The organism is Saccharothrix longispora, assembly GCF_030852425.1.
GTDB classification, from domain to species: Bacteria; Actinomycetota; Actinomycetes; order Mycobacteriales; family Pseudonocardiaceae; genus Actinosynnema; species Actinosynnema longispora.
This window is the reverse complement of sequence record NZ_NSDM01000009.1, coordinates 291,683-313,300: the sequence shown is the minus strand read 5'-3', so window position 1 is coordinate 313,300 and position 21,618 is coordinate 291,683. Positions and strand designations below refer to the sequence as shown.

Below are 21,618 nucleotides of genomic sequence, written 5' to 3'. Positions count from 1 at the left end.
ACATCCCGGTCGGGAGATCGCACTATGCTGAGCGGGAACCCGCGGGACAACCGCCATTCGGGTGAGTCCACTGTGGACGCGCGAAAATGCGGACCCGCCGGTCGAGCCGGCGGGCGCGTCAACCGGCGGGCGTCGCCTCGTCCGGCGGCTCCGCGTCGGGCGTCGGGTCGGGCGTCGTCCGCCGCAGGTCCGCGGCGGTCGACTTGGCCTCGTCGATCGCGCGCTGCGAGTCGGCCAACCGCTCGTCCTCGTCGGGGGTTCGGACCTCGGGCACCTCGTTCACGTCGGACATGGCCCTGGGTTGCCGGGCGATGCCGGGCACAAACTTGGACACGGCGCCGGGCGAGGCGTACCGTCGATAACAGCCCACCGGTTCGTAAAGCCGCGTGCCCGTGGAAGTCCCGGCGCCATCGAGTCCGGTGCCCGTCGAGTCCCCGTGATCCCGCCGAGGAGAGCCCATGTCGACCCGGACGCCCGCGCCGCCCCGCCCCTCGGCACGGCGGCGCGCCACGTTCACCGCGGTGCTGCTGGTGCTGACCGCGTTGCTGTTCTGGGTGCCGTGGGCCGGCCTGCTCGCGCCCAGCGCGCGGTGGCCGTGGCCGGTGCAGGTCGTGGGCACCGCGTTCTTCGCGGTCGCCTCGGTGGCGTTCCCGCTGCTGCTGGTCCGCGCGCACGGCCGCCGCCACTCCGACCGGGCGTCCCGGGCCGCGCACGCGATGCTGGGCGTGGCGTGGGTGTTCTTCGCCTGGACGCTGGTCACCGACGTGCTGCGCCTGGTCCTGGCGGTCGCGGGCGTGGACAACCCGTTCCGGTCCCGGTTGGTCGCCGTCCTGCTGCTGGTGATCGGCACGGCCCTGGTCGCGTACGGCGTCCACGAGGCGCGCCGCGTGCCGCGGGTGAAGCGGGTGGACGTGGCGCTGCCGAGGCTGGACGCCGCGTTCGACGGGCTCACCGTCGCGGTGCTGGCCGACACCCACTACGGCGCCATCGACCGCACGGCGTGGTCGCGGGCCACCGTCGAGGCGGTCAACGCGCTCGGCGCGGACGTGGTGGTGCACGTGGGCGACATCGCCGACGGCACCGTGGAGCAGCGGCGCGGGCAGGCGGCCCCGCTGGGCGACGTGCGGGCGTCCCACCGGTTCTACGTGTCGGGCAACCACGAGTACCTCGGCAACGCCCAGGCGTGGCTGGACCACATGACCGAACTGGGCTGGACGAGCCTGCACAACCAGCACCGGGTGCTGGAGCGCGGCGGCAAGCGCCTGGTGTTCGCGGGCGTCGACGACGTCACCGCCGCGCACTCGGGCGAACCCGGCCACGCCGCGGACCTGGACGCCGCGCTGTCGGGCACGCGCACCGACGACCCCGTGGTGCTGCTGGCGCACCAGCCGAGCGAGATCGGCAAGGCCGTCGCGGCCGGGGTGGACCTCCAGCTGTCCGGGCACACGCACGGCGGCCAGATCTGGCCGTTCCACCTCCTGGTGCGCTTGCAGCAGCCGGTGCTGGCCGGGTTGAGCCGGCACGGCGAGCGCACCCGGCTCTACACCAGCCGGGGCGCGGGGTTCTGGGGCCCGCCGCTGCGGGTGTTCGCACCGAGCGAGATCTCCCTGCTGACGCTGCGCGCCGCCTGAGGCGGCATGATCGGCCCATGAGGGTCGTGGTGGTGGGTGCGAGCGGGTTGATCGGGCAGCACGTCGTGGCGCGGCTGCGGGAGTCGGGGCACGGGGTGACGTCGGTGGCGCGCACGGCGCGGGCCGGCGTCGACCACGCGCTGGACGCGACGGCGGCCGCGGCGGCGGACTTCCGGGCGCTGCTGGCCGGGCACGACGGCGTGGTGTTCGCGGCGGGCGCGGACGACCGCGAGGCGCCGCGCGGCCCCGCCTACCCGGTGTTCCACCGCGGCAACGTGGCCCCGGTCGTGCGACTGCTCACCGCCGCCCGCGAGGAGGGGCTGACCCGGGCCGCCGTGATCGGCTCGTACTACACGCACTTCCACCGCGAGCACCCGGAGTGGCGGCTGGCCGAGCGCCACCCGTACGTCCGCAGCCGGGTCGAGCAGGCGCGCGGCGCGCGCGAGGCGGCGGGCCCGGACCTGCCGGTGGCGGTGCTGGAGCTGCCGTTCGTGTTCGGGCGGGCGCGGGACAGGCTGCCGAACTGGGCCGGGCCGCTGGACGCGTGGGTGCGCTCGCGCTCGCCGCTGCTGGCCCCGCCCGGTGGCAGCGCGGCGACGACGGTCGCGCACGTGGCCGAGGTCGCGGTCGACGCGCTGGAGCGGGCGTCCGGTGAGGACCTGCCGGTGTCGCTGGAGAACCTCACGTGGAAGGACATGTTCGGCCGCATCGCCGCCGCCGCGGGGCACGCGCGCCCGGTGCGCGCCCTGCCCGGCGCACCGGTGCGGGCGGGGTTGGTGCTGACGGGTCTCGCGCACCGCGCGCGGGGCAGGCAGTCCGGACTGGACCCGCGGCACCTGGGCGACCTGGTGCTGCGCGAGCTGTTCGTCACGCCGACGCGCGCGGGCTCGGTCGACGCGGCGCTCGCGGAGACCTTCCCGCGCGCCTGACCGTCCCCCGGGCGGGGCCGCCGTCAGTAGCGGCGGCCGCCCTGGTGCGGCGGCTCGTCGTAGTCGTAGTCGTCCTCGGGGACCTCGAACGGCAACGGCCGGTTCGTCCACGAGTCCAACAGCAGCACGAGCAGCGCGAACACCACGACGACGCCGCCGACCCAGGCCAGGCCGCCCCACACCATGACGCCCGCGATCAGCAGCATCGGCACCACCAGGAACAGGATGAACGGGTCGATCCGACCGAACTTCCTGCTTGCCGAACCCGCCATCAACGTCCTCCCAGTCAAGCGCCTCCCCGGGTGAACTTACGCGATCGCGTTCACCCGGCGGTCGACCGGGCGTCACCGACCGCGTTGTTCGCGGTCCGGGTACTGGCCCCGAGAGCGTTCCACAAACGTGGCCACGACTGCCAACAGGACCATGCCCGCGCCGAGCCCGAGGTGCAGCAGGTTGTCGGCCGCGTTGAACGGCACGAAGTTCGCGCCGCCGTCCTCGCCCACGATCGAGCCGTAGACCCAGAGCAGCAGGTAGACGAACCCGCCGGCGACGAGGAACAGGCGTGCGGTGCCGCGCGCCCGCGAGGCGGCCAGGCCCGCGACGCCGAACAGCAGGTGCACCAGGTTGTGCAGCACTGAGACCTGGAACACACCGAACAGCAGCGCGTGCGAGTGCGGTCCGGCGAAGCCCAGCTCGCCGTACTCCGCGGTCACGCCCGGGACGAACCCGAGCACACCGACCACCAGGAACACCGCACCGACGAGCAGGGCGAACACCTGCACCGGTCGGCGGTCCGCCTCGACCCGTTCCGCAGAGGTCGTCATCCCGTTCCTCCGATCGTCTCCATCCCGACCGTCATACCCGCGGCGGTCACGGCGAAACGAGGGCCGCGCGTTCGCGGTCACCTGCCTCCACCACAGGAGTGACGGGACAGCCACGGTCGTGCGCGAGGTGGCCGCCACCACCAGCGGAATCCCGTTCCAGCCCCCGGTCGGCGGTGGTGGAGGCCGACAGCGGTGAGGTCCGGGGCCGCGGAGGCGGCGGACCGCCGCGATCCGTCCGACCGTCAGGGCATCCGGGCCGCGATGGCGGCGGCGATCGGTTCCAGGCGCTCGCGCATGTCGGCGGGCGTCCAGTCCGCGTTGCCGTTGGTGAGCCCGCAGTCGACGCGGACCCGGTGGAACCCCTTGGTGAACTCCAGCCTGAACGAGGAGGAGTCGGCGACGCCGAACACGGCCCCGTCGCCGACTCCGGGGACGTCGACGGCGCCCTGGATGTCGCGGCGGTCCTCGGCGAGCGCGGCCCGTGCCGCCGCGTCGTCGGGGTGCGGGGTCACGGTGACGTTCGGGGACAGCGCGCCGTCCATGTGGGTGGTTCCCCCGGGGGTCGGCAGGCCGCGGTTCGGTGCGGCGGTGGTGCGCCTGCACGTGCTGGTGATGGGCCCCGCCGGTGTCGCGCCGTAGGTGCGGTCGACGTTGGTCGGGTCGACGGCGTAGCCCGTCGCGTCCTGGAAGTCCGCGCCGGTGAACGCGGTGCAGGCGTCGATGACCACCTGCCGGCCGTCCTGGCTCAGGTCACCGAGGTCGGCCGCCGCGTCGGGCGCGTCGGGCACCCCTTGGACGACCGCCGCGGCGAGCGCGGCGAGCGTGGCGTCGGGGATGGCCGGCTTCTTGTTGCTCCAGACCAGGTTCATCCTGAACCGGGTGTTGCGGACCCACCCGAGCACCTCGGCGGCACCGTCCCCGTCCTGCACGACGACCCCTTCGACGCCCGGCAGCGGCCGTCCCGGCTCCGCGGGCCCCGGCTCCACCACGCCGTCCTTGCCGTACTGCTCCAGCTCCAGCGTCAGGCTGCGGAACACCGCCTTCTCGTAGTCGACCGGCCTGACGTCGCACGTCGACCGCACCCCGAAGGTCCACGCCGGCGGTGACGCCGCGTCGGCGGGCGGCAGGGGGTCGGCGAAGGTCTCCCGCACCCGCAGTCCCTCGTTGCCGATCGCCCCGATCCGGGCCGACGTGCTCGACGGGTCGAGCAGCCCGCAGGCGTTGACGTACGGGTACGGGCCGACGCAGTACTCCCCCGAGCAGTTCGCGCCACCGGTGGCGTCGCCGCCCCGGCTGCCCGCGGGGGACCCGTCGCCGTCGTCGCCGAGGACCGACCAGGCGGTGATCCCCGCGGCCACCAGCAGCACGACCAGCGCCAGGACCACCCACACCGCCCTGTTCCCCCGGCGTGGGGGCGGGACCGGGGCGTACGCCGGTCCGCCGGGCCCAGTCGGGTAGGCGGGCCAGGATTGCCCGCCGGGGTGCGGGCCGTGGGCCGGTCCCGGTCCACCCGGGACCCCGGGACCCTGCGGGTACGGCGGTGGAGACGACATGCGCGACACTCAATCACACCTCTTCGCACCCGGTGGGCCGATCGACGGTACACCCGTGTGCCGGGTTCTGCGCACCGGCGGGCCCTCCTGGGCGGACTCCGACGCGTTCGCCGGGACACGTCCCGCGGCGGTCGGGGAAGGACGACCTCCCGGCCGCGGTGGGCCGTACCCCCCGGAACGGCCCACCGCGGCCGTCCGGCCGCTCCGTGCGCGGGCGGACCCCCAGTTTGGCCGCCCGTGCGAGCGTGGTCACTGTGTACGGTCGCGTGTGCACGCGGCTTGTGCTTTCCTGCAATCCGCAGGTGCGGGGCTTGCGACGCGGACGTGGTGTGCCGCAGGTCACATGTCCGCGATCATGTGGTTCGACGGTTCGCCGTGCTCCGGCAAGAGCACGGCGGCGCGGTCGCCGGGCGTCACCGCCTACTCGTGCGACGACCACGTCGAGCGGCACGCCCGCGAGTTGCCGGACGGACGTGGGCCCGGGTGGGGCGCAGGGGTGTGGCAGGTGCTGACCGCCGGGGATGGCCGGCTGGTCCCCGACAGCGGTGCCGGGCGCGGGCGTCGCGCCCGGCACCGGGGAACGCGATCACGCGCCGCGGCGCGTCCACTGCTGGTTGGTGCCGCCGTTGCACGCGTGCTGCTTGACCACGGCCCCGTCGGCGCTCGACGCGCTGGTCACGTCGAGGCACTTGCCGCTGTGCCGCGCCACCAGCCGGTGGTACGAGCCCGCGGCCTGGAACTGCCACTGCTGGTTCGCGCCGCCGTTGCAGGTGTGCTGGGTGACGGCCGCGCCGTCGGCGGTGGAGGCGTCCGCCACGTCGAGGCACTTGCCGCTGTGCCGGGCGATCAGCCGCGCGTACCCGCCGCCCGCGTCCTCCGGCTGCCACTGCTGGTTCTGGCCGCCGTTGCACGGGTACTGCTTGAGCGCGGCGCCGTCGGCGCGCGAGGAGCTGGGGATGTCGGCGCACTTGCCGCTGTGCCGGGCGACGAGGGTCTCGTAGGGCGTGCCGCCGCCGACCGGGTCCACGGCGCCGGTCGCGGTGTCGATGGCGACCTGCGGAGACCAGCTCATCGTCATGCTGGTGGCGGAGGGGAACCGCAGGGGCAGCCAGACGTACCGGGACTCGGTGACGCGCCCGCCCCACGCCCCGGCCCACCGGTCGCCCAGGTACAGGTAGGACGTGGTCCGGCTGCCCTGCACGGGCAGCACGTAGGCGGTCTGGGAGCCGTAGGCGGTGCCGTCGCCGACGTTCGACAGCCCGCTCCAGCCGCCGGCGACGCTGCTCGCGGTGGCGTACTTCTGCTGGTTGGGTCCCCAGCCGGTGGCGCCGGAGGTGAGCAGGAAGTACACGCCGTCGCGCTTGAACATCGCGGGCGCCTCGCGGTAGGAGCCGGGCCACAGGTTGTGCACCAGCGAGGCGACGCCCAGGTAGTCCGGGGTGAGGCGGTAGACGTGCAGGTCGGCGTTCTCGCGGGCGGCGGAGATCATGTACCCGGTGCCGTCGTCGTCGCGGAACAGGGTGATGTCGCGGGACATGTGCCCCAGCGGGCGGAAGCTGCCCCGGTAGGCGTAGTCGCCGTCGACCGCGGAGGAGGTGGCCACGGCGGCGCGCGCCTCGCCGTAGTCGCTGCCGTTCTCCTTGTGCATCCACATGACGAACTGGCCGGTGGAGCTGTTGAACACCACCTTGGGCCGCTCGATGTTGGCGAAGCCCAACTCGGCCGCGGAGGACCGGGTGAGCACGTCCCGGCGGAACTCCCAGGTCCGCAGGTCGGTGGACCGGTACGCCGAGACCGAGCGGAACGTGTTGTCGGCGTTGCGGTTCTCGCCGAACCAGTAGTAGTGGGAGCCGACCTTGAGCACGCCGCCGCCGTGGGCGTGCACGACGGCGCCCGAGGTGTCGGTGAACTGGACGCCGTTGGTCACCGTGACCACCGCCGCCCGGGCCGGGACCGCGACGGCGGTGAGGGCCAGCAGGGCTGCGGTGGTTCCGAGCGCGAAGCGTCTGCGCAGCATCGCGACGCTCTCCTTCCTCGTTGAGGGAGATCGCCTCGGCGGTGAAGGCTCGCCACCGACCGTAGCCACTGAACCGGTTCGGCGGAAGGTCGGCGGTCCGCCGGGAGCGGCCGGCCGGGGGGCGGCGGTCAGCGCAGGAGCACGAGGGCCTCCCACGGACCCAGTTCGGCGTGGCCGTCGGCGACGCGCGGCTCGTCGGAGTTGGCCAGCACCACGTGCCCGGCGCCCCAGCCGGGTTCCAGCCCGGCGGTCCGCGGCTCGCCGCCCAGGTTGGCCACGACGAGCAGCCGCCGCTCCCCCAGCGTGCGCTCGTAGCTGTAGAGGGCGGGGTCGTCGGGGTGCAGCATGCGGAAGTCGCCGACCGCGACGACGGGGTGCTCGTGGCGCAGCGCGATGAGCCGCCGGTAGTGGTTGAACACCGAGCGCGGGTCGTCGTACTGGGCGGCGGCGTTGAGCCAGGTGTGGTTGGGGTTGACCGCGAGCCACGGCTCGCCGGTGGTGAACCCGGCGTTCGGCGTGCCGTCCCACTGCACGGGGGTGCGGGCGTTGTCGCGGCCCATGGCTCGCAGGCCGCGCAGCACGACCTCCGGGTCCACGCCCGCGGCGACGGCCTCGCGGTGGTGGTTGACCGACTCGACGTCGCGCATGTCCTCGACCGAGGCGAACGGGGCGTTGGTCATGCCCAACTCCTCGCCCTGGTACACGTACGGCGTGCCGCGGTGCAGGTGCAGCACGGTGGCCAGGGCGGTGGCCGACTCGCGCCACCACCGGTCGTCGTCGCCGAAGCGGGACACCACGCGCGGCTGGTCGTGGTTGTTCCAGTAGAGGCTGTTCCAGCCGACCTCGCCGAGCGCGGTCTGCCAGCGCCCGAGGGACGCCTTGAGCAGCCGCAGGTCCAGCGGCCGGGGGTCGAACTTGCCGCCGGGGCCGTGGTCGAGCGAGACGTGCTCGAACTGGAACACCATGTCGACCTCGCGCCGCGCGGGGTCGGTGAACAGGACGGCGTCCTGCCAGGTGACGCCCGGCATCTCGCCGACGGTGAGGAACTCGCCCTCGCGGCCGCCGAAGACCTCGCGGTGCATCTCCTGGAGGTACTCGTGGACGCGCGGGCCGGTGGCGAAGTGCGGGAACCCGTCGCCGACGCCGCCGACGCCGGTGGTGGCGCCGTCGGGCAGGGCCGGGTCCTTGGAGATGAAGTTGACCACGTCCATCCGGAAGCCGTCCACGCCCCGGTCCAGCCACCACCGCATCATGTCGTACACCGCTTCGCGGACCTCGGGGTTCTCCCAGTTGAGGTCGGGCTGCTTGCGGTCGAACAGGTGCAGGTAGTACTCGCCCGTCGCCTCGTCGAGGTGCCAGGCGGGCCCGGAGAAGAAGGAGCCCCAGTTCGTGGGCTCCGCACCGGGCTGCCCGGCCTCGAAGCCCTCGCGCGGCGGGCGCCACCAGTACCAGTCGCGCTTCGGGGCGTCGCGGGAGGAGCGCGACTCGACGAACCACGGGTGCTCGTCGGAGGTGTGGTTGACCACCAGGTCCATCACGAGCTTCATGCCGCGCGCGTGCAGGTCGGCGACGAGGGCGTCGAAGTCGTCGAGGGTGCCGAACGACGGGTCGATCGCCCGGTAGTCGGAGATGTCGTAGCCGTTGTCGGCCTGCGGCGAGGCGTAGACCGGGGAGAGCCAGACGACGTCGACGCCCAGCCGTTGCAGGTGGTCCAGCCGCGCGGTGATGCCGCCGAGGTCGCCCACGCCGTCGCCGTCGGAGTCGGCGAAGCTGCGCGGGTACACCTGGTACACCACGGCTGACTGCCACCACGCGGTCTGGTCGTGGGTCATCGGCATCCCCCTGCACGTCGGTTCCGGCATCCGGTCGGTGATCAGTCCACCGTGGGCGGCGGGGCGGGGCAACCCGGCGGAGCGCGCCGACCGGGACCGCGCCCGCGTCAGGTCCGGGTGTCCTCGGGGTGGATGCCGGGGCCGTGGTCGGGGTCGTCGGTGGGCGCGATGGGCGTGGGGCTGAGCGAGGACTCGTCCTCGCCCTCCTCCAGCAGGGTGGCCGCGGCGCCGACGACGCGCGGGTCGGGTTCGCCGACCACCTCCGGGTCCTTGTCGGCGTAGTCGATGCGGGCCAGGATGCTGCGCATGGCCTCGATGCGGGCGCGCTTCTTGTCGTTGCTCTTGACGACCGTCCACGGCGCGCGGGCGGTGTCGGTGGCGCGGAACATGGCGACCTTGGCCTCGGTGTAGGCGTCCCACCGGTCGAGCGAGCGGATGTCGTTGGGGCTGAGCTTCCACTGCCGGACGGGGTCGACCTGGCGGATGAGGAACCTGGTGCGCTGCTCCGCGCGCGACACCGAGAACCACAGCTTGACCAGCACGATCCCGTCGTCGACCAGCATCTTCTCGAACGTGGGCGCCTGCCGCATGAACCGCTGGTACTGCTCGTCGGTGCAGTAGCCCATCACCCGTTCGACGCCGGCCCGGTTGTACCAGGAGCGGTCGAACAGCACGATCTCGCCGGCGGTGGGCAGGTGGTTGGCGTAGCGCTGGAAGTACCACTCCCCCTGCTCGCGGTCGGTGGGCTTGCTCAGCGCCACCACGCGCGCGCCGCGGGGGTTGAGGTGCTCGGTGAACCGCTTGATGGTGCCGCCCTTGCCGGCGGCGTCGCGCCCCTCGAACACGACGACCATGCGCCCGCCGGTGTCCTTGATCCAGTACTGGAGCTTGAGCAGCTCGATCTGGAGCAGCCGCTTGGCCAGCTCGTAGTCCTCGCGCGTCATCCGCTCCCGGTACGGGTAGTTCTCCCGCCAGGTGTCGATGAGCGTGCCGTCGGCGTGGCGCAGGACCGGGTCGTCGGCGTCGTCGTAGTCCACCACCAGGCCGGAGATGTCGAGCCCGGGGAACCGTTCGGAGAGGTCGAGCGCGGTGTTCACGATTCGGACTTACCCGGCGCGGTGGGTGGGCAAACGGTGTGGTCACGCGTCCGGTGCGGGGGCGTGCGCCCGGTGCGGGGTGGTGCGGGCACGCGCCGCGGATCCGGTCACGGCCGCACCGGTCGCGCCTGACCACGACGAGCGCACCGGGGCAGCCGGCCGGCGCGGGCGACAGGTGGTCCGTCGACTCGTCCGGCACCAGCAGGTCACGCCGCTCGACCAGGCCGGGTGACGGCGACCGGTCGGCGTGCCCGCCGGGGTGCCGGTGAGCGGCACGCGGTCGAGCACGGCGCGCCCCGGGTGGCTCGTGACGATCCCGCGCAGGGCGGGTCGCGCGGTGCGCGAGGCGGACTCCCGTTCCGACGGGAAGCGGACACGCCGGCACGTCCGCGCGCAGCGGGGGGGAGAAGGAGTTCGCGGAGCAGGCTCCAGCGAACGCGACTGGTGACCGCAGGAGGAATCGGCACCGCCGGAGTGCCACGCCCGGCGATCACACAACGTCACGTGATGGGGACCACAGCGGCATTCCGCCCCGAAGCATGGTTTGAGTCGTATAGACTCAAACCATGCTCACCAGGCAGGAAGCCCTCGACCGGGTCGAACGGGCCCGCGACGCGGCCGACCTGTTCGGCCCCCGCGACCCCGCGCGGCGCAAGGAAGCACAGCGCCTCTACCGGTCACTCGCCGCCGTCCTGCACCCCGACAAGGTCGGCCCCCACGACACCAGGGCGCACGCCGCCTCCGCCGAACTCACCCGACTGCACCACGAGTGGCAGCAGACCCCCGCCACCGAACTCCACACCGCCACCACCACCTACCGCACCACCGACCTCCACGCCGTCGGCAGCGTCGCCAACCTCTACCGCACCGACGGCCCCCACCTCGTCAAACTCGTCCGCAACCCCGCCCTCAACCCCCTCCTGCACGCCGAGTGGCACGCCCTCACCGCGCTCCGACGCCTCACCGACCGCCACCCCTGGCTGCGCCCCTACTACCCCCGCCTCCTCGACACCTCCGGCGACGTCCCGCGCGGCGACCGCGCCTTCACCGTCCTCGAACCCCTCACCGACGGCTTCACCACCCTCACCGAGGTCAAGAAGGCCTTCCCCGACGGGCTCGACGGCCGCGACTACGCCTGGATGCACCGCCGCCTCCTGCGCGCCGTCGCCGGCGCCCACCTCGCCGGACTCGTCCACGGCGCCATCACCACCGACAACGTCCTCGTCCACCCCGCCCAGCACGGCATCGTCCTCGTCGGCTGGACCTTCGCCGTCGACAGCGGCCAACCACCCCTCGCCACCGACAGGACCACCCGCTACCCACCCGAAGTCCACACCGGACACCCCCTCACCCACGCCACCGACGTCCACATGGCGCACACCCTCATGCTGGACCTCCTGGCACCCGGCGAAACCCGCCAACGCGCCTTCGCCCGCGGCTGCACCCAGGACGACCCCGCACGCCGCCCCGACGCCGCCGACCTGCTCACCGAGTACGACGAACTGCTCGACGACCTCTACGGCGAACGCACCTACCGACCGTTCGCACTCCCCCGCACCACCACGACAGGAGCCTGACCATGGGACACGGCAAGTGGGACGACAACGCCTACGCGGCGGCCAAGACCTTCCGCGCCGCCAAGGGCGTCGACGACTTCGGCTACACCGCCGCCATGCGCAAGACCTCGTCCGCCAACTGGAAGGCCGACCCCTCGCTCGACCCCAAGGGCGTCACCGCCCGCGAGTGCCGCGACTCCGCCGACCACGCCGACTCCACCCCCATCGCCGTCCTCTTCGACGTCACCGGCTCCATGGGCCGCGTCCCCCAGATCATGCAGCGCAAGCTCGGCAAGCTGCACGGCCTCATCCAGCGCAAGGGCTACCTCACCGACCCCCAGCTCCTCTTCGGCGGCATCGGCGACGCCGACAGCGACCGCGTCCCCCTCCAGGTCGGCCAGTTCGAGTCCGACAACCGCATGGACGAACAACTCCGCACCATCTTCCTGGAGGGCAACGGCGGCGGCCAGAAGAGCGAGTCCTACGAACTCGCCGCCTACTTCATCGCCCGCCACGTCGTCACCGACGCCTGGCAGAAGCGCGGCCGCAAGGGCTACCTCTTCCTCATCGGCGACGAGCTCAACAAGCCCCGCCTCGAAGCGCGCCACATCCGCCGCATCATCGGCGACGACATCACCCAGGACATCGACCCCGCCTCCGTCTACCGCGAACTCGCCCGCAAGTGGCACGTCTACTTCGTGCTCCCCAACCAGTCCTCCTACTACAACGACCCCCGGATCGCCGACCACTGGCGCGACCTCCTCGGCCAGAACTTCCTCAAGCTCGACGACCCCGGCGCCGTCTGCGAGCTGATCGCCGCCACCATCGGCCTCGAAGAACGCGTCGTCGACCTCGACCAGGCGCTCGTCGACCTCGCCGAGGTCGGCTCCGCCGCCGAGGGCGAAGCAGTCGGCAAGGCCCTCGTCCAGGTCGGCGCACGCACCCCCGCCACCCGCCGCGCCGCCACCCCGCCCGCCCTCGACGGCCCCGACGACGTCACCCTGTCATGACCACCGACCTCACCGGCCACGTCATCGTCGTCGGCCTCGGCTTCGGCGACGAGGGGAAGGGAGCGGTCGTGGACGCCCTGTGCCACGACCGCCCCACCACCGCCGTCATCCGCTTCAACGGCGGCGCCCAAGCCGCCCACAACGTCGTCGCCGACGGCCGCCACCACACCTTCAGCCAGTACGGCTCGGGCACGCTCGCCGGCGTGCCCACCCACCTCTCCCACCACGTCCTCGTCGAACCCATCGCCCTCGCCACCGAAACCCGCGAACTCGAAGCCCTCGGCATCCCCAACCCCCTCGACACCCTCACCGTCGACGCCGACGCACTCCTCACCACCCCCCTCCACATCGCCGCCAACCGCGCCCGCGAGGACGCCCGCGGCGACGGCCGCCACGGCTCCTGCGGCAAGGGCATCGGCGAAACCGCCTGGTACGCCCTCCTGCACGGAGCCGCCGAAGGCGACGTCGTCGAACACCAACACGTCCCCGGCACCCCCGGCGAACCACCCCGCGTCGGCGACTGCGCCCACCCCACCACCCTGCGCCGCAAGCTCGACGACCTCGCCCGCTTCTACCGACCGCTCATCGGCGACGGCCCCGTCATCGACGACCTCGTCGCGCTCTACCGCGACTTCGCCACCGCCGTCCGCACCACCCGCGGCGACGAGGTCGGCCGCCTCGCCGACACCGGCACCGGCCGCCTCGTCCTCGAAGGCGCCCAAGGCGTCCTCCTCGACCAGCACCACGGCTTCCACCCCCACACCACCTGGTCCACCACCACCCCCCACAACGCCCGCGCCCTCCTGCGCGGCCGCCCCGCCACCACCCTCGGCGTCACCCGCACCTACCAGACCCGCCACGGCGCCGGACCACTCCCCACCGAGGACCCCGCCCTCCTCGCCCGCTTCCCCGAACGCCACAACGGCACCGGCCACTACCAGGGCGCCTGGCGCACCGGCCACCTCGACGCCCGACTCCTCACCTACGCCGCCGACGCCTGCGACGGCCTCGACGGCCTCGCCGTCACCCACCTCGACGCCACCGACCTCCGCGTCACCACCGCGCACGGCACCCACGACATGCCCGACCCCCGGCACTGGATCACCGACCACCTCGACCGGCCCGTCCTGGTCACCGGGCACGGCCCCGACCGCACCCACTACACCGTCCGGACGTGCGCGACAATCACCACATGATCGAGTCGACCCCGGTCTCGGTGGACGTGCTGGCCCTGCGCTTCGACCCGGTCGGGCGTGCCGTCCTGCTCGGCACCGCACCCCGTGCCGCCGAGCCGTTCGCCGGGGAACTCGCCCTCCCCGGCGTCCTCCTCGGCCTCGGCGAACGCCTCCGCGACGCCGCCCGCCGCGCGGTGACCGACAAGCTCGGCCTGCCCGCCGACGCCATCTCCGCCACCGGGCAGCTCGCCACCTTCGACGAACCCTCCCGCGACCCCCGCGGCCCCACCCTGTCCGTCGCCCTCTGGGTCACCCTCGACCCCACCCGCCTCACCGACGGCCCCACCCACTGGGCGTTCCTCGCCGAGGTCCCGCCCCTGGCCTTCGACCACGACCGCATCGTCGCCGACTGCCGCCCCCTCCTGGCCGACAAGCTCTGGCGCGACCCCGCCTTCACCGCCGGCCTCCTCGGCCCCGAGTTCACCACCGCCCACGCCCTCGACGCCACCGAGGCGCTCACCGGGGACCGCCCCTACCCCGCCAACCTGGGCCGCACCATGGAACGCGTGCCCGGCCTCCGGCGCACCACCCAGCACGCCGCCGCCCTCCCCCGAGGCGGAAGACCACCCTCCGTGTGGCGCTGGGACTCATGAGTCACTCGAATGGGTACCCCTCCCCCGTCACCGGACAGAGGAGGACCACATGCAGCCACACCCCTTCCCCTTCGCGCCCTGGGTCTGGCGCGACGCGGTGACCGTCCTGGACAGCCCCACCAGGACCATCGCCCAGGACCGCGGCCGCCCCGACGTCGGCCTGCTCGGCTACGAGGTGGACGCGGTCGACGGCCGCATCGGCAAGGTCGACGAGCACAACGCCGAACTGCCCGCGGACTGCCTCCTGGTGGACACGGGGACCTGGCTGACCAGCCACCGGGTGGTGCTGCCGGTGGGCGCCATCTGCGAGGTCGACCACGACGCCAAGCTGGTCCGCGTCGACCGGACGAAGAAGCACGTCACCGACGCGCCCGCCTACGACCCGGAGCACCCCGACGCCGACGACTACCGTCGCCGCCTGGGCGAGTACTACACCGACAGCTACCGCACCAGTCCCACGGACGAGTGATTCTTTTTAAGCAACACTGAAGTAATAAAGGATGTCGAACAACCGAGGCCACCGCGCGCCCGCCCGTGCGGTGGCCTCGCCGTCGTCGGGGATCAGGAGCGCCCGGCGTCCAGCGCCGCGGCCAGCTCCTGCCGCACCCGGTCGAACCAGACGCCCTCGTTGGCCGGGTACAGGCCGGGCCTCCCGTTGAGCCGCGCCATCCGGGTGCCGCCCGCGTGGTGGACCGCGATCAGGTCCCACTGCCGGTCGAACACGGGACTGCCGGAACTGCCCTCCTCGGTCGGCGTGCGGTAGTGCAGGCGGGTGTCGTCGGCGTCGAGCAGCCGGTTGTCCTGCACCGACAGCATCACCTGCTCACGACCGCGCGGGTGGCCGATGACGTAGGCGCTGGTCGGCTCGTCGGGCCGCAGCACGGGTCGGCGGCGGGCCGGCGGGCAGCGGGTGGCCTGCGCGGGCACGCCGTCCAGCTCGGCGACGGTCACGTCCAGCCGGTCCACCGGCGAGGACCAGAGCACCCGCCTGATCCGGCGCCCCGGACCGCACTCCAGCGCGCGGAACGTCACGAGCGCCCGGTCCGGGTGCAGCGCGCCCGGGTGGTCCGCCGACACCACGTGCGCGTTGGTCACGAGCACCACGTCCGGGCACGACGGGTGCAGCGCCTTGCCGTCCACCAGGAACCCGGTGCCCACTCCCCCGTCCACCGGGTCCTCGACCAGCGCCACGGCCCGGCACCGCTCCAGCGCGGTGCGGAACCACGCGAGGCTCTGGAAGCCCTCGTCGCCCAGCAGCTTCTGGAGGTGGTCGAGCCGGTCGAGCACCTCGTCGCTCAGCTCGGCCGCGCCGACCGCGACGTCACCGGCCGGCCGACGGGCCAGCAGCGCGCCCGCCAGCACCGGCAGCAGGGACAGGCCGGGTTCGCGGGACGCGTCCAGCTGCCACACGTCCCGCAACTGCCGCAGGGTCCCGGCGATCTCGAACGCGTCGGCGCCCGCGCCGAGGTAGGCGTGCAGCCGCTCCACCGCCTCCTCGTGCCTGCCCAGCGCCACGCACGCCTCCAGCGCGGTGCCGTGGTCCCACACGCCGCGGCGTGGCCGAGCCCCGTGGCGGCGGCCAGCACGTTGCGCGCGATCAGCAGCGGGTCGCCGGGCAGGTCGACGCCGTCCTCGCGGGCCCGCACCAGCAGGGCGACCAGGTTGATGCCGTGCCGGGCGAGCCCGGCCTGGTCGTACACGCCGCGGTAGTGCTCGACGGCGAGTTCCAGGAAGCGCCGCCTGCGCTCCGGGGCCGTCGGGGCGGTCGTGACGTACATCTGCTTGTAGGCCCGGCCGAGCAGGCCGCGGGCCTCGGTCGCCTCGTACGGGCTCGACGCGACGTCCTCCAGCAGGCGTTCGAGCACCGCGACGGCGGCGGTGAGCACGCCCTGGTCCAGCAGCGCCTGGGCGTAGTGCCGGCGGATCGTCGGATCGGACCGACCCGCCTGGATGAGCGCGTCGGCGACCCGGCGCAGCGGTTCGAGGTACCGCTTGCGGCGCAGTTCGCCCAGCACGCGGTGGGCCTGGTCGAGCGGGTAGGGGCGCTCGTCGACGCGCAGGTCCTCGACCAGGTCCGCGCACAGGGCTTCCACCCGCGGCCGGTCGAGCGCGTCGACCGCGCGGAACAGCTCGACGACCGAGGTCCGGCGGTCCCAGGTCACCCGGTCGTCACCACTCCCCGTCCGGCATCCCGGCCAGCGCGTCCCGCAGCCCGGTGCCCGCCAGGTACTTGTCGGCGCCGTGCCGCCAGGCCCCGCGGTTCGACGCGCCGACGTCCACGACCGCCTTCACGCCCTGGCGGCGGAAGTCGTCGGCCGGCAGGGGGTCCACGCCCGCGACGGGGTCGAGCCGGTCGTGGACGTTCACCCACTGCCGCAACCCGGCCGGGAACCCGTCGTGGCGGGTCCACCCGGGACGGAGCCGGTCCTGCACCTCGTCGATGCCCAGCGGGCTGCCGAACGTGAGCAGGCCGTCCACCCGCGGGCAGTCCGGCAGCCGCTTGACGCAGTCGTAGGCGATGACGGTGCCCAGGCTGTGCGCCACGACGACGTGCGGGCCGGGCCGTCGCGCGCCCTCGTCGAGCGCGCGCGGATCTCGCGCCGGATCGGGTGCGTCTCGCCCTCGCGCGGGCTGAACTCGGTGTCGAACAGGTAGTGGTGGGCGTCGCGCAGGAACACCTTCATCAGGCGTCGCTTGACGGACCACGGCAGCAGCACGCGTTCCCCCGTCGGGTCGGGTTCGACGCCCGCGGGCAGTACCGGGTCGTCGGAGGCGAATTCGTCCGAACCGACGCGGTCGGCCGGCGCCGCGACGAACGACGCCTCGACGCCGGTGGACCGCACCAGCCACCGCATGCCGATCTCGGGCGCCTCGACCTCCAGCGTGCCGCGGGTGTCCTCGTAGCGCGTCTCCGGCAGCGGCGCGGGGTGCAAGAGGTCGGCCCAGTAGACGAACGCGCTGGTCACGCCGGAAGCGTCGAGGTCGAGACCGTTCTCGGCGAGGACCCGCCGCCAGTTGCGGCCCAGCCTCGGGGCGGGCGGTTCGTTGCCGATTCCGTGGATGAACGTGACGTGCGGCAAGCCCGTGCACCTTTCCCGCGCGATCGTCTCGAACGGTACTCCGCCATTGGACGCCACCACGTTACCAATGGCGGAGTACGCATTCGGGGTTGATTGCCGGGAAATGAATCTAATGGCGGGCGGCCAACAGCACGATTTGTGCGGCCACCTCCGCGGGCGCTTCCAGCGGGAGCATGTGACCGGCGTCGGCGACCACGACCGACTCGCCGCCGACCGACGCGGCGAGGGCCTTCGCGTCGCCCTCGGGCACCAGCCGGTCCTCGTCGCCGACGATCGCCACCACCGGCCGCTCCCCCGCCACGGTGAGCGCGGCCTCCCGGTCGTAGCGGTCGACCGCGGGCCGGAACAGGGCGATCGTGCCGGGCCAGTGCGCCCACACCACGTCGGCGACGAGGTCCACGTCCTCCTGGCGCGGTTCGTCGCCGAACAGCCACCAGCGCAGGCCGGCCGTCTTCGCGGGCTCGATCCTCTCCCGGATGGTGCGCACCAGCGGCCCGAACGCCCGCTCCAGCTCGCGCACGAGCTTGCCCAGCGCCTTCGGCCACGCCAGGGACGTCTCCGACAGGTCGGTCGTCGCGGTGGACACGAACACCACCCCGGCCACGCGCTGCCGGTACAGCCTCGGCCGCCGCTCGGCCATGGCCATCGCCGCCATTCCCCCCATCGAGTGACCGACGATGACGACGCCGCCCTGGGGCACCAGCCGTTCGACGAGTTCGCCGAGGTCGTCGCCGAGCTGCTCGATCGTGGCCGTCTCCTTGGTGGCGGGCGTGGACGAGCCGTGCCCCCGGTGGTCGTAGCGGATCACCCGCAGGTCGGACGGCAGCGCGGCCACCACCCGGTGCCAGGTGCGGTGGTCCAGCGCGTAGCCGTGCGCCAGCACCACGGTCAGCCGCGCGTCCGCCGGACCGCTGACCACCACGTTCAGCTCGGCGCCGTCCTCCAGCCGCAACCGCTCGGTCGCCATCCCGCTGCCCCTTCCGTCGGCCGTGTTGCTTTACCAACGAGTAGGTAGCCGGTTCGTCACGGGGGCGCGCGAAGATCAGCAGGAGCCCTTCGCGGCCAGCACGCGGCGGGCCGCCTCGTCCACCCGCGCCACGGGCAGCGTGCCGGCCGCGACCGAGGCCTCCAGGTGGTCCAGCACCTGCGCGACGCGCCCGCCCGAGGACCACAGGGCGAGGTCGGCGCCGGCGGCGAGGGCCTGGCGCACCGCGTCGGGCAGGTCGACCAGGTCCGTCACCGCCTTCATCGCGCCCAGGTCGTCGGTCATCGCCGGGCCGGTGAAGCCGAACTCCTCGCGCAGCAGCCGGTACGCCTCGCCGCTGAGCGTCGCGGGCCTGCCGCCGGTGAGGCCCGGCACGTCGATGTGGCCGAGCATCACCACGACGTCGCCGTAGCGGTCGATGTCCCGGTAGGGCACGAGGTCGGTGGTGCGCAGCACGTCCAGCGGCGGCGACCGCACGGCGCCGAGGTGGGAGTCGCCGCTGGTGTTGCCGTGGCCGGGGAAGTGCTTGAGCACGGGGGTCACGCCGGCGTCGTGCAGGCCCTCGGCGAAGGCCAGCGCGTAGCGGGCGGCCACCTCGGGGTCCGGGCTGAACGAGCGGTCGCCGATCACCGTGCGGTCGGCCTGGCCGCTGGTGTCCACGACGGGGGCGAGGTCCATCGTCACGCCCCGGTCGCGCAGCCTCAGGGCCCGCTCGTGGGCCAGCGCGCGGACCTGGTCGGGCGACAGGTCGGCGGCCATCCGCCGGGCGCTGGGCAGGTCGCCGTCGAGCTGGTCGACCCGCTGCACGCGACCGCCCTCGTCGTCCACGGCCACGATCAGCGGCAGGGCCGCCGCGGCCCGCACCGCCCCCAGCGCGCCGCCGCTGAGCAGGCCCGGGGCGTCGCCGCCGACGAAGATGCCGCCGACCTGGTCGCGCTGGACGATGCCGAGCGCGTCGGCGGGCCCGCGCGGGTCGACGCCCACGACGAGCAACTGGGCCAGGCGGGCGCGCAGCGGCAGCGCCCCGGCCGCGACGGCGCACGGGTCGGGTGCGGGCGCCGGTTCGGGCCGGGGCGCGGTGGTCGCCTCGGGCGGGGGTGGGGACGAGGGGGGTGCGGGCGCGGCGACGGGACGGCCGGTCACCGACGTCCCGGGGTCGTGCAGCAGCGCCGCGAGCAGCGCACCGACGGCCAGGAACACCAGCAACGCCCTCGTACCGGCGTTCCGGCCGCCGTGTCGCCTGCTCGGCTGCTCGTCCCGCACGGCACCCAAGTTACGTCATCGCGCCGGCGGTCGCCGACCAGCACACCCCTCAGTCGTACCGGTCCTGGTTGAGGAACCGCGCGACGCCGCGCCACGAGTTCGGTCCCATCACGCCGTCGACCGGACCGGTGTAGTCCCACCCGGAGGCCAGGCGCTGCCAGGCCTTGTAGGTGTTCACGCCGGGCACGCCGTCGACCGGACCGGTGTACCCGTGGGCGCGCAGCGCGCGCTGCAACGCCGCGTAGGTGTTCACCCCGGGCACCCCGTCGACCGGACCGGTGTACCCGCCCTCCTCGGTGAGCCAGTTCTGCGCGCGCTGCCAGAACACCGCGCCCGGGACGCCGTCCTGCTCGGTCGACGTCTTGGGCAGGCCGGGCGGCTCATCCGGCGGCTCACCCGGCGTCACCACGTCGAACGCGGTGGGCTTCGCCACGTTCAGGTCGACGCGCACGCCGCCGACCACCCCGGACGACGTGTACTGGTGCGCGCTCCACGTCGGGTAGGCGCCGCCGAGGGCCGGCTCGCCCGGGTAGCCGCCGTCGTTCGCGCCCCACGACGCCACCCACAGCTTCGCGCCGAACGCGATCGTGCGCGGCCACGTCCCGGACCTCAGGTCCGCCGCGCCCATGTAGAGCCACGGCACGTGGTCGCCCACGCGCTCGTGCACGCGGGTGAAGAACGCGGTGACCTGCGCGTCGGTCCACAGCCGGGTGGAGTCGTCGAGCACCTCGTTGTCCAGCGCGAGCACGTCGCCGCGCCGGTAGTCGTGCAGGGCCGCGGTGAACGAGTCCGCCGCCTCGACGGGTGCCTGGAAGTCGCCCGCCACCCAGTAGTGGCCCACCCGGAGGCCCTGGGCACGCGCCCCGGTGACCTGGGTGCGGTACCGGGAGCCGGTGTAGGGGCCCTCCGACAGCTGGGAGCCGCCGGTCTTGACGACCACGAAGCCGTGGCCCTCGGCGCGGACGCGGGCGAAGTCGATCCCGGCCTGCCAGGTGGCGACGTCGACCCCGGTGATCACACCGGGTGGTACCGGGGTCGCGGCGGCGACGACCGCCGCGACCAGTGCCTGGACCAGCACGGCGCGCCCCCTCTAGTCGTACTTGTCCTGGTTCAGGAAGCGCGCGAACCCGCGCCACGAGTTCGGCCCCATCACGCCGTCGATCGGCCCGGTGTAGCCCCAGCCGGCGGCGAGGCGCTGCACGCCGGCCCACGAGTTCGGGCCCATCACGCCGTCGACCGGCCCCGTGTAGCCGTGGCCGCGCACGCCGCGCTGGAGCGCCGCGTAGGTGTTCGTACCGGGCACGCCGTCGATCGGGCCCGTGTAGCCGTGCTCCAGGCGCAGCCAGTTCTGGGCGCGCTTCCACATGACCGCGCCGGGGACGCCGTCCTGCTCGGTGGAGGTCTTGGGCAGGCCGGTGCCGGGGTTGCTTCCGAGGAAGGTCAGCGGGTTGATGCGCGTGCCGCTGGGGTTGATCATGTGCCAGTGCACGTGCGGGCCGGTGGACGAGCCGGAGCCGGGAGCGCCCGCGGCGCCGCCGGACAGGCCGACGGGGTCGCCCATGGCGACGCGCGTGCCGTTGGCCGGCAGGAACCGCGACAGGTGCATGTACTGGGTGCGGTAGCCGTTGTCGTGCCGGATGGTGACCGTGTGGCCGCCGGTGCCGTTGTTCGGGGTGTTGGTGACGGTGCCGCCGCCCGCGGCGCGCAGCGTCGTGCCGACGGCCATGCCGTAGTCGATGCCGCCGAGCGAGCCGCGGTTGAGGTGGTCCTGCCAGGTGCCGGTGACGCGGTAGCCGCTGAAGGGGTTGTAGAACCCCGGCACGGCCGCGAGGGCGGCCGTGCCGCCCACCGCGGTGACGACGCCCGCCGCCACCGTGCCCTGTAACAGCGTCCGTCTGCTGATCCCGCCGTCGTCCATGGTGAACTCCCCGGTCGGAGGTGTGTGCCCAGGACGCTAGGGACGACGCGGGCGCCCGGCATCGTTCGTTCGACCGACGGCCGTTCGGGCGGCGA

At 73.6% G+C, this 21,618-nt stretch carries 22 protein-coding genes; 7 read left to right on the top strand and 15 right to left on the bottom strand.

What is annotated here, in order from left to right:
* Positions 1–118 precede the first annotated feature (118 nt).
* Positions 119–334, bottom strand: coding sequence for a hypothetical protein (locus CKY47_RS22110; RefSeq protein WP_306747849.1), 216 nt, complete (start codon positions 332–334; stop codon positions 119–121).
* A gap of 124 nt (positions 335–458) precedes the next feature.
* Between CKY47_RS22110 and CKY47_RS22105 the strand changes: the two genes are divergently transcribed.
* Positions 459–1,631: a metallophosphoesterase gene (locus CKY47_RS22105; protein WP_306747848.1), complete on the top strand. Its 1,173-nt coding sequence runs from the start codon at positions 459–461 to the stop codon at positions 1,629–1,631.
* Positions 1,632–1,648: 17 nt separating this feature from the next.
* Positions 1,649–2,560: an NAD(P)H-binding protein gene (locus CKY47_RS22100; RefSeq protein WP_306747847.1), complete on the top strand. Its 912-nt coding sequence runs from the start codon at positions 1,649–1,651 to the stop codon at positions 2,558–2,560.
* 23 nt (positions 2,561–2,583) lie between these two features.
* Here the strand turns inward: CKY47_RS22100 and CKY47_RS22095 are convergent, their stop codons facing one another.
* The 6 genes from CKY47_RS22095 to ppk2 all read right to left on the bottom strand — a co-directional run bounded on the left by CKY47_RS22095 (position 2,584) and on the right by ppk2 (position 9,883).
* Positions 2,584–2,832, bottom strand: a complete 249-nt coding sequence (locus tag CKY47_RS22095; protein ID WP_306747846.1) for a hypothetical protein — start codon at positions 2,830–2,832, stop codon at positions 2,584–2,586.
* 72 nt (positions 2,833–2,904) lie between these two features.
* The gene (locus CKY47_RS22090; protein ID WP_306747845.1) at positions 2,905–3,384 is read right to left on the bottom strand and encodes a DUF4383 domain-containing protein; all 480 of its coding nucleotides are present in this window, start codon (positions 3,382–3,384) and stop codon (positions 2,905–2,907) included.
* 242 nt (positions 3,385–3,626) lie between these two features.
* Positions 3,627–4,775, bottom strand: coding sequence for a hypothetical protein (locus tag CKY47_RS22085; RefSeq protein ID WP_306747844.1), 1,149 nt, complete (start codon positions 4,773–4,775; stop codon positions 3,627–3,629).
* 748 nt (positions 4,776–5,523) lie between these two features.
* Positions 5,524–6,954, bottom strand: coding sequence for an RICIN domain-containing protein (locus CKY47_RS22080; RefSeq protein WP_306747843.1), 1,431 nt, complete (start codon positions 6,952–6,954; stop codon positions 5,524–5,526).
* 128 nt (positions 6,955–7,082) lie between these two features.
* Complete coding sequence (locus tag CKY47_RS22075) at positions 7,083–8,786, bottom strand: alpha-glucosidase (RefSeq protein ID WP_306747842.1); 1,704 nt, start codon at positions 8,784–8,786, stop codon at positions 7,083–7,085.
* A gap of 107 nt (positions 8,787–8,893) precedes the next feature.
* Complete coding sequence (gene ppk2 / locus CKY47_RS22070; protein ID WP_306747841.1) at positions 8,894–9,883, bottom strand: polyphosphate kinase 2; 990 nt, start codon at positions 9,881–9,883, stop codon at positions 8,894–8,896.
* A 566-nt stretch (positions 9,884–10,449) separates the two neighbouring features.
* Here ppk2 and CKY47_RS22065 point away from each other — a divergent pair.
* From CKY47_RS22065 to CKY47_RS22045, 5 genes are read left to right on the top strand one after another with little or no spacing between them, the layout of a single operon-like run.
* Positions 10,450–11,460, top strand: coding sequence for a protein kinase family protein (locus CKY47_RS22065; RefSeq protein ID WP_306747840.1), 1,011 nt, complete (start codon positions 10,450–10,452; stop codon positions 11,458–11,460).
* Positions 11,461–11,462: 2 nt separating this feature from the next.
* Positions 11,463–12,449, top strand: a complete 987-nt coding sequence (locus CKY47_RS22060; protein ID WP_306747839.1) for a hypothetical protein — start codon at positions 11,463–11,465, stop codon at positions 12,447–12,449.
* Positions 12,446–13,645 (top strand): adenylosuccinate synthetase, encoded by a 1,200-nt coding sequence (locus CKY47_RS22055; RefSeq protein ID WP_306747838.1) that lies wholly within the window; start codon positions 12,446–12,448, stop codon positions 13,643–13,645. Before CKY47_RS22060 ends, CKY47_RS22055 begins: the two co-directional genes overlap by 4 nt.
* Positions 13,642–14,277 carry an NUDIX hydrolase gene (locus CKY47_RS22050; protein ID WP_306747837.1) on the top strand — a complete coding sequence of 212 codons (636 nt, stop codon included), beginning with the start codon at positions 13,642–13,644 and terminating at the stop codon, positions 14,275–14,277. The genes CKY47_RS22055 and CKY47_RS22050 overlap by 4 nt, the downstream gene beginning before the upstream one ends.
* A 49-nt stretch (positions 14,278–14,326) precedes the next feature.
* Positions 14,327–14,746, top strand: coding sequence for a PRC-barrel domain containing protein (locus tag CKY47_RS22045; RefSeq protein ID WP_306747836.1), 420 nt, complete (start codon positions 14,327–14,329; stop codon positions 14,744–14,746).
* A 92-nt stretch (positions 14,747–14,838) separates the two neighbouring features.
* On the opposite strand, the gene CKY47_RS22040 is transcribed toward CKY47_RS22045, so the two are convergent.
* From CKY47_RS22040 to CKY47_RS22005, 8 genes are all read right to left on the bottom strand, one after another.
* Positions 14,839–15,435 carry a trypsin-like serine peptidase gene (locus CKY47_RS22040; protein WP_306747897.1) on the bottom strand — a complete coding sequence of 199 codons (597 nt, stop codon included), beginning with the start codon at positions 15,433–15,435 and terminating at the stop codon, positions 14,839–14,841.
* A gap of 137 nt (positions 15,436–15,572) precedes the next feature.
* Positions 15,573–16,439 (bottom strand): tetratricopeptide repeat-containing protein, encoded by an 867-nt coding sequence (locus CKY47_RS22035; RefSeq protein WP_306747835.1) that lies wholly within the window; start codon positions 16,437–16,439, stop codon positions 15,573–15,575.
* A gap of 7 nt (positions 16,440–16,446) precedes the next feature.
* Positions 16,447–16,644, bottom strand: a complete 198-nt coding sequence (locus CKY47_RS22030; RefSeq protein WP_306747834.1) for a hypothetical protein — start codon at positions 16,642–16,644, stop codon at positions 16,447–16,449.
* On the bottom strand, positions 16,641–17,417 hold the full coding sequence (locus tag CKY47_RS22025; protein ID WP_306747833.1) for a hypothetical protein: 777 nt from the start codon (positions 17,415–17,417) through the stop codon (positions 16,641–16,643). The genes CKY47_RS22030 and CKY47_RS22025 overlap by 4 nt, the downstream gene beginning before the upstream one ends.
* Positions 17,418–17,466: 49 nt before the next feature.
* A complete protein-coding gene (locus CKY47_RS22020; protein ID WP_306747832.1) occupies positions 17,467–18,324 on the bottom strand; it encodes an alpha/beta fold hydrolase in 858 nt (285 codons plus the stop codon).
* A 75-nt stretch (positions 18,325–18,399) separates the two neighbouring features.
* Positions 18,400–19,605, bottom strand: coding sequence for a glycoside hydrolase family 3 N-terminal domain-containing protein (locus CKY47_RS22015; protein WP_306747831.1), 1,206 nt, complete (start codon positions 19,603–19,605; stop codon positions 18,400–18,402).
* Between the two features lie 49 nt (positions 19,606–19,654).
* The gene (locus CKY47_RS22010; RefSeq protein ID WP_306747830.1) at positions 19,655–20,683 is read right to left on the bottom strand and encodes a GH25 family lysozyme; all 1,029 of its coding nucleotides are present in this window, start codon (positions 20,681–20,683) and stop codon (positions 19,655–19,657) included.
* A 12-nt stretch (positions 20,684–20,695) separates the two neighbouring features.
* Complete coding sequence (locus CKY47_RS22005) at positions 20,696–21,523, bottom strand: M23 family metallopeptidase (protein ID WP_306747829.1); 828 nt, start codon at positions 21,521–21,523, stop codon at positions 20,696–20,698.
* Positions 21,524–21,618 lie beyond the last annotated feature (95 nt).

Excerpts from the sequence above, each read along its gene's own strand:
- CKY47_RS22100 (WP_306747847.1), top strand. The coding sequence starts at position 1,649 with ATGAGGGTCGTGGTGGTGGGTGCGAGCGGGTTGATCGGGCAGCACGTC.
- CKY47_RS22055 (WP_306747838.1), top strand. The coding sequence starts at position 12,446 with ATGACCACCGACCTCACCGGCCACGTCATCGTCGTCGGCCTCGGCTTC.
- CKY47_RS22095 (WP_306747846.1), bottom strand. The coding sequence starts at position 2,832 with ATGGCGGGTTCGGCAAGCAGGAAGTTCGGTCGGATCGACCCGTTCATC.
- CKY47_RS22045 (WP_306747836.1), top strand. The coding sequence starts at position 14,327 with ATGCAGCCACACCCCTTCCCCTTCGCGCCCTGGGTCTGGCGCGACGCG.
- CKY47_RS22020 (WP_306747832.1), bottom strand. The coding sequence starts at position 18,324 with ATGGCGACCGAGCGGTTGCGGCTGGAGGACGGCGCCGAGCTGAACGTG.
- CKY47_RS22090 (WP_306747845.1), bottom strand. The coding sequence starts at position 3,384 with ATGACGACCTCTGCGGAACGGGTCGAGGCGGACCGCCGACCGGTGCAG.
- CKY47_RS22050 (WP_306747837.1), top strand. The coding sequence starts at position 13,642 with ATGATCGAGTCGACCCCGGTCTCGGTGGACGTGCTGGCCCTGCGCTTC.
- CKY47_RS22065 (WP_306747840.1), top strand. The coding sequence starts at position 10,450 with ATGCTCACCAGGCAGGAAGCCCTCGACCGGGTCGAACGGGCCCGCGAC.
- CKY47_RS22060 (WP_306747839.1), top strand. The coding sequence starts at position 11,463 with ATGGGACACGGCAAGTGGGACGACAACGCCTACGCGGCGGCCAAGACC.
- CKY47_RS22105 (WP_306747848.1), top strand. The coding sequence starts at position 459 with ATGTCGACCCGGACGCCCGCGCCGCCCCGCCCCTCGGCACGGCGGCGC.
- CKY47_RS22075 (WP_306747842.1), bottom strand. The coding sequence starts at position 8,786 with ATGACCCACGACCAGACCGCGTGGTGGCAGTCAGCCGTGGTGTACCAG.
- CKY47_RS22005 (WP_306747829.1), bottom strand. The coding sequence starts at position 21,523 with ATGGACGACGGCGGGATCAGCAGACGGACGCTGTTACAGGGCACGGTG.
- CKY47_RS22080 (WP_306747843.1), bottom strand. The coding sequence starts at position 6,954 with ATGCTGCGCAGACGCTTCGCGCTCGGAACCACCGCAGCCCTGCTGGCC.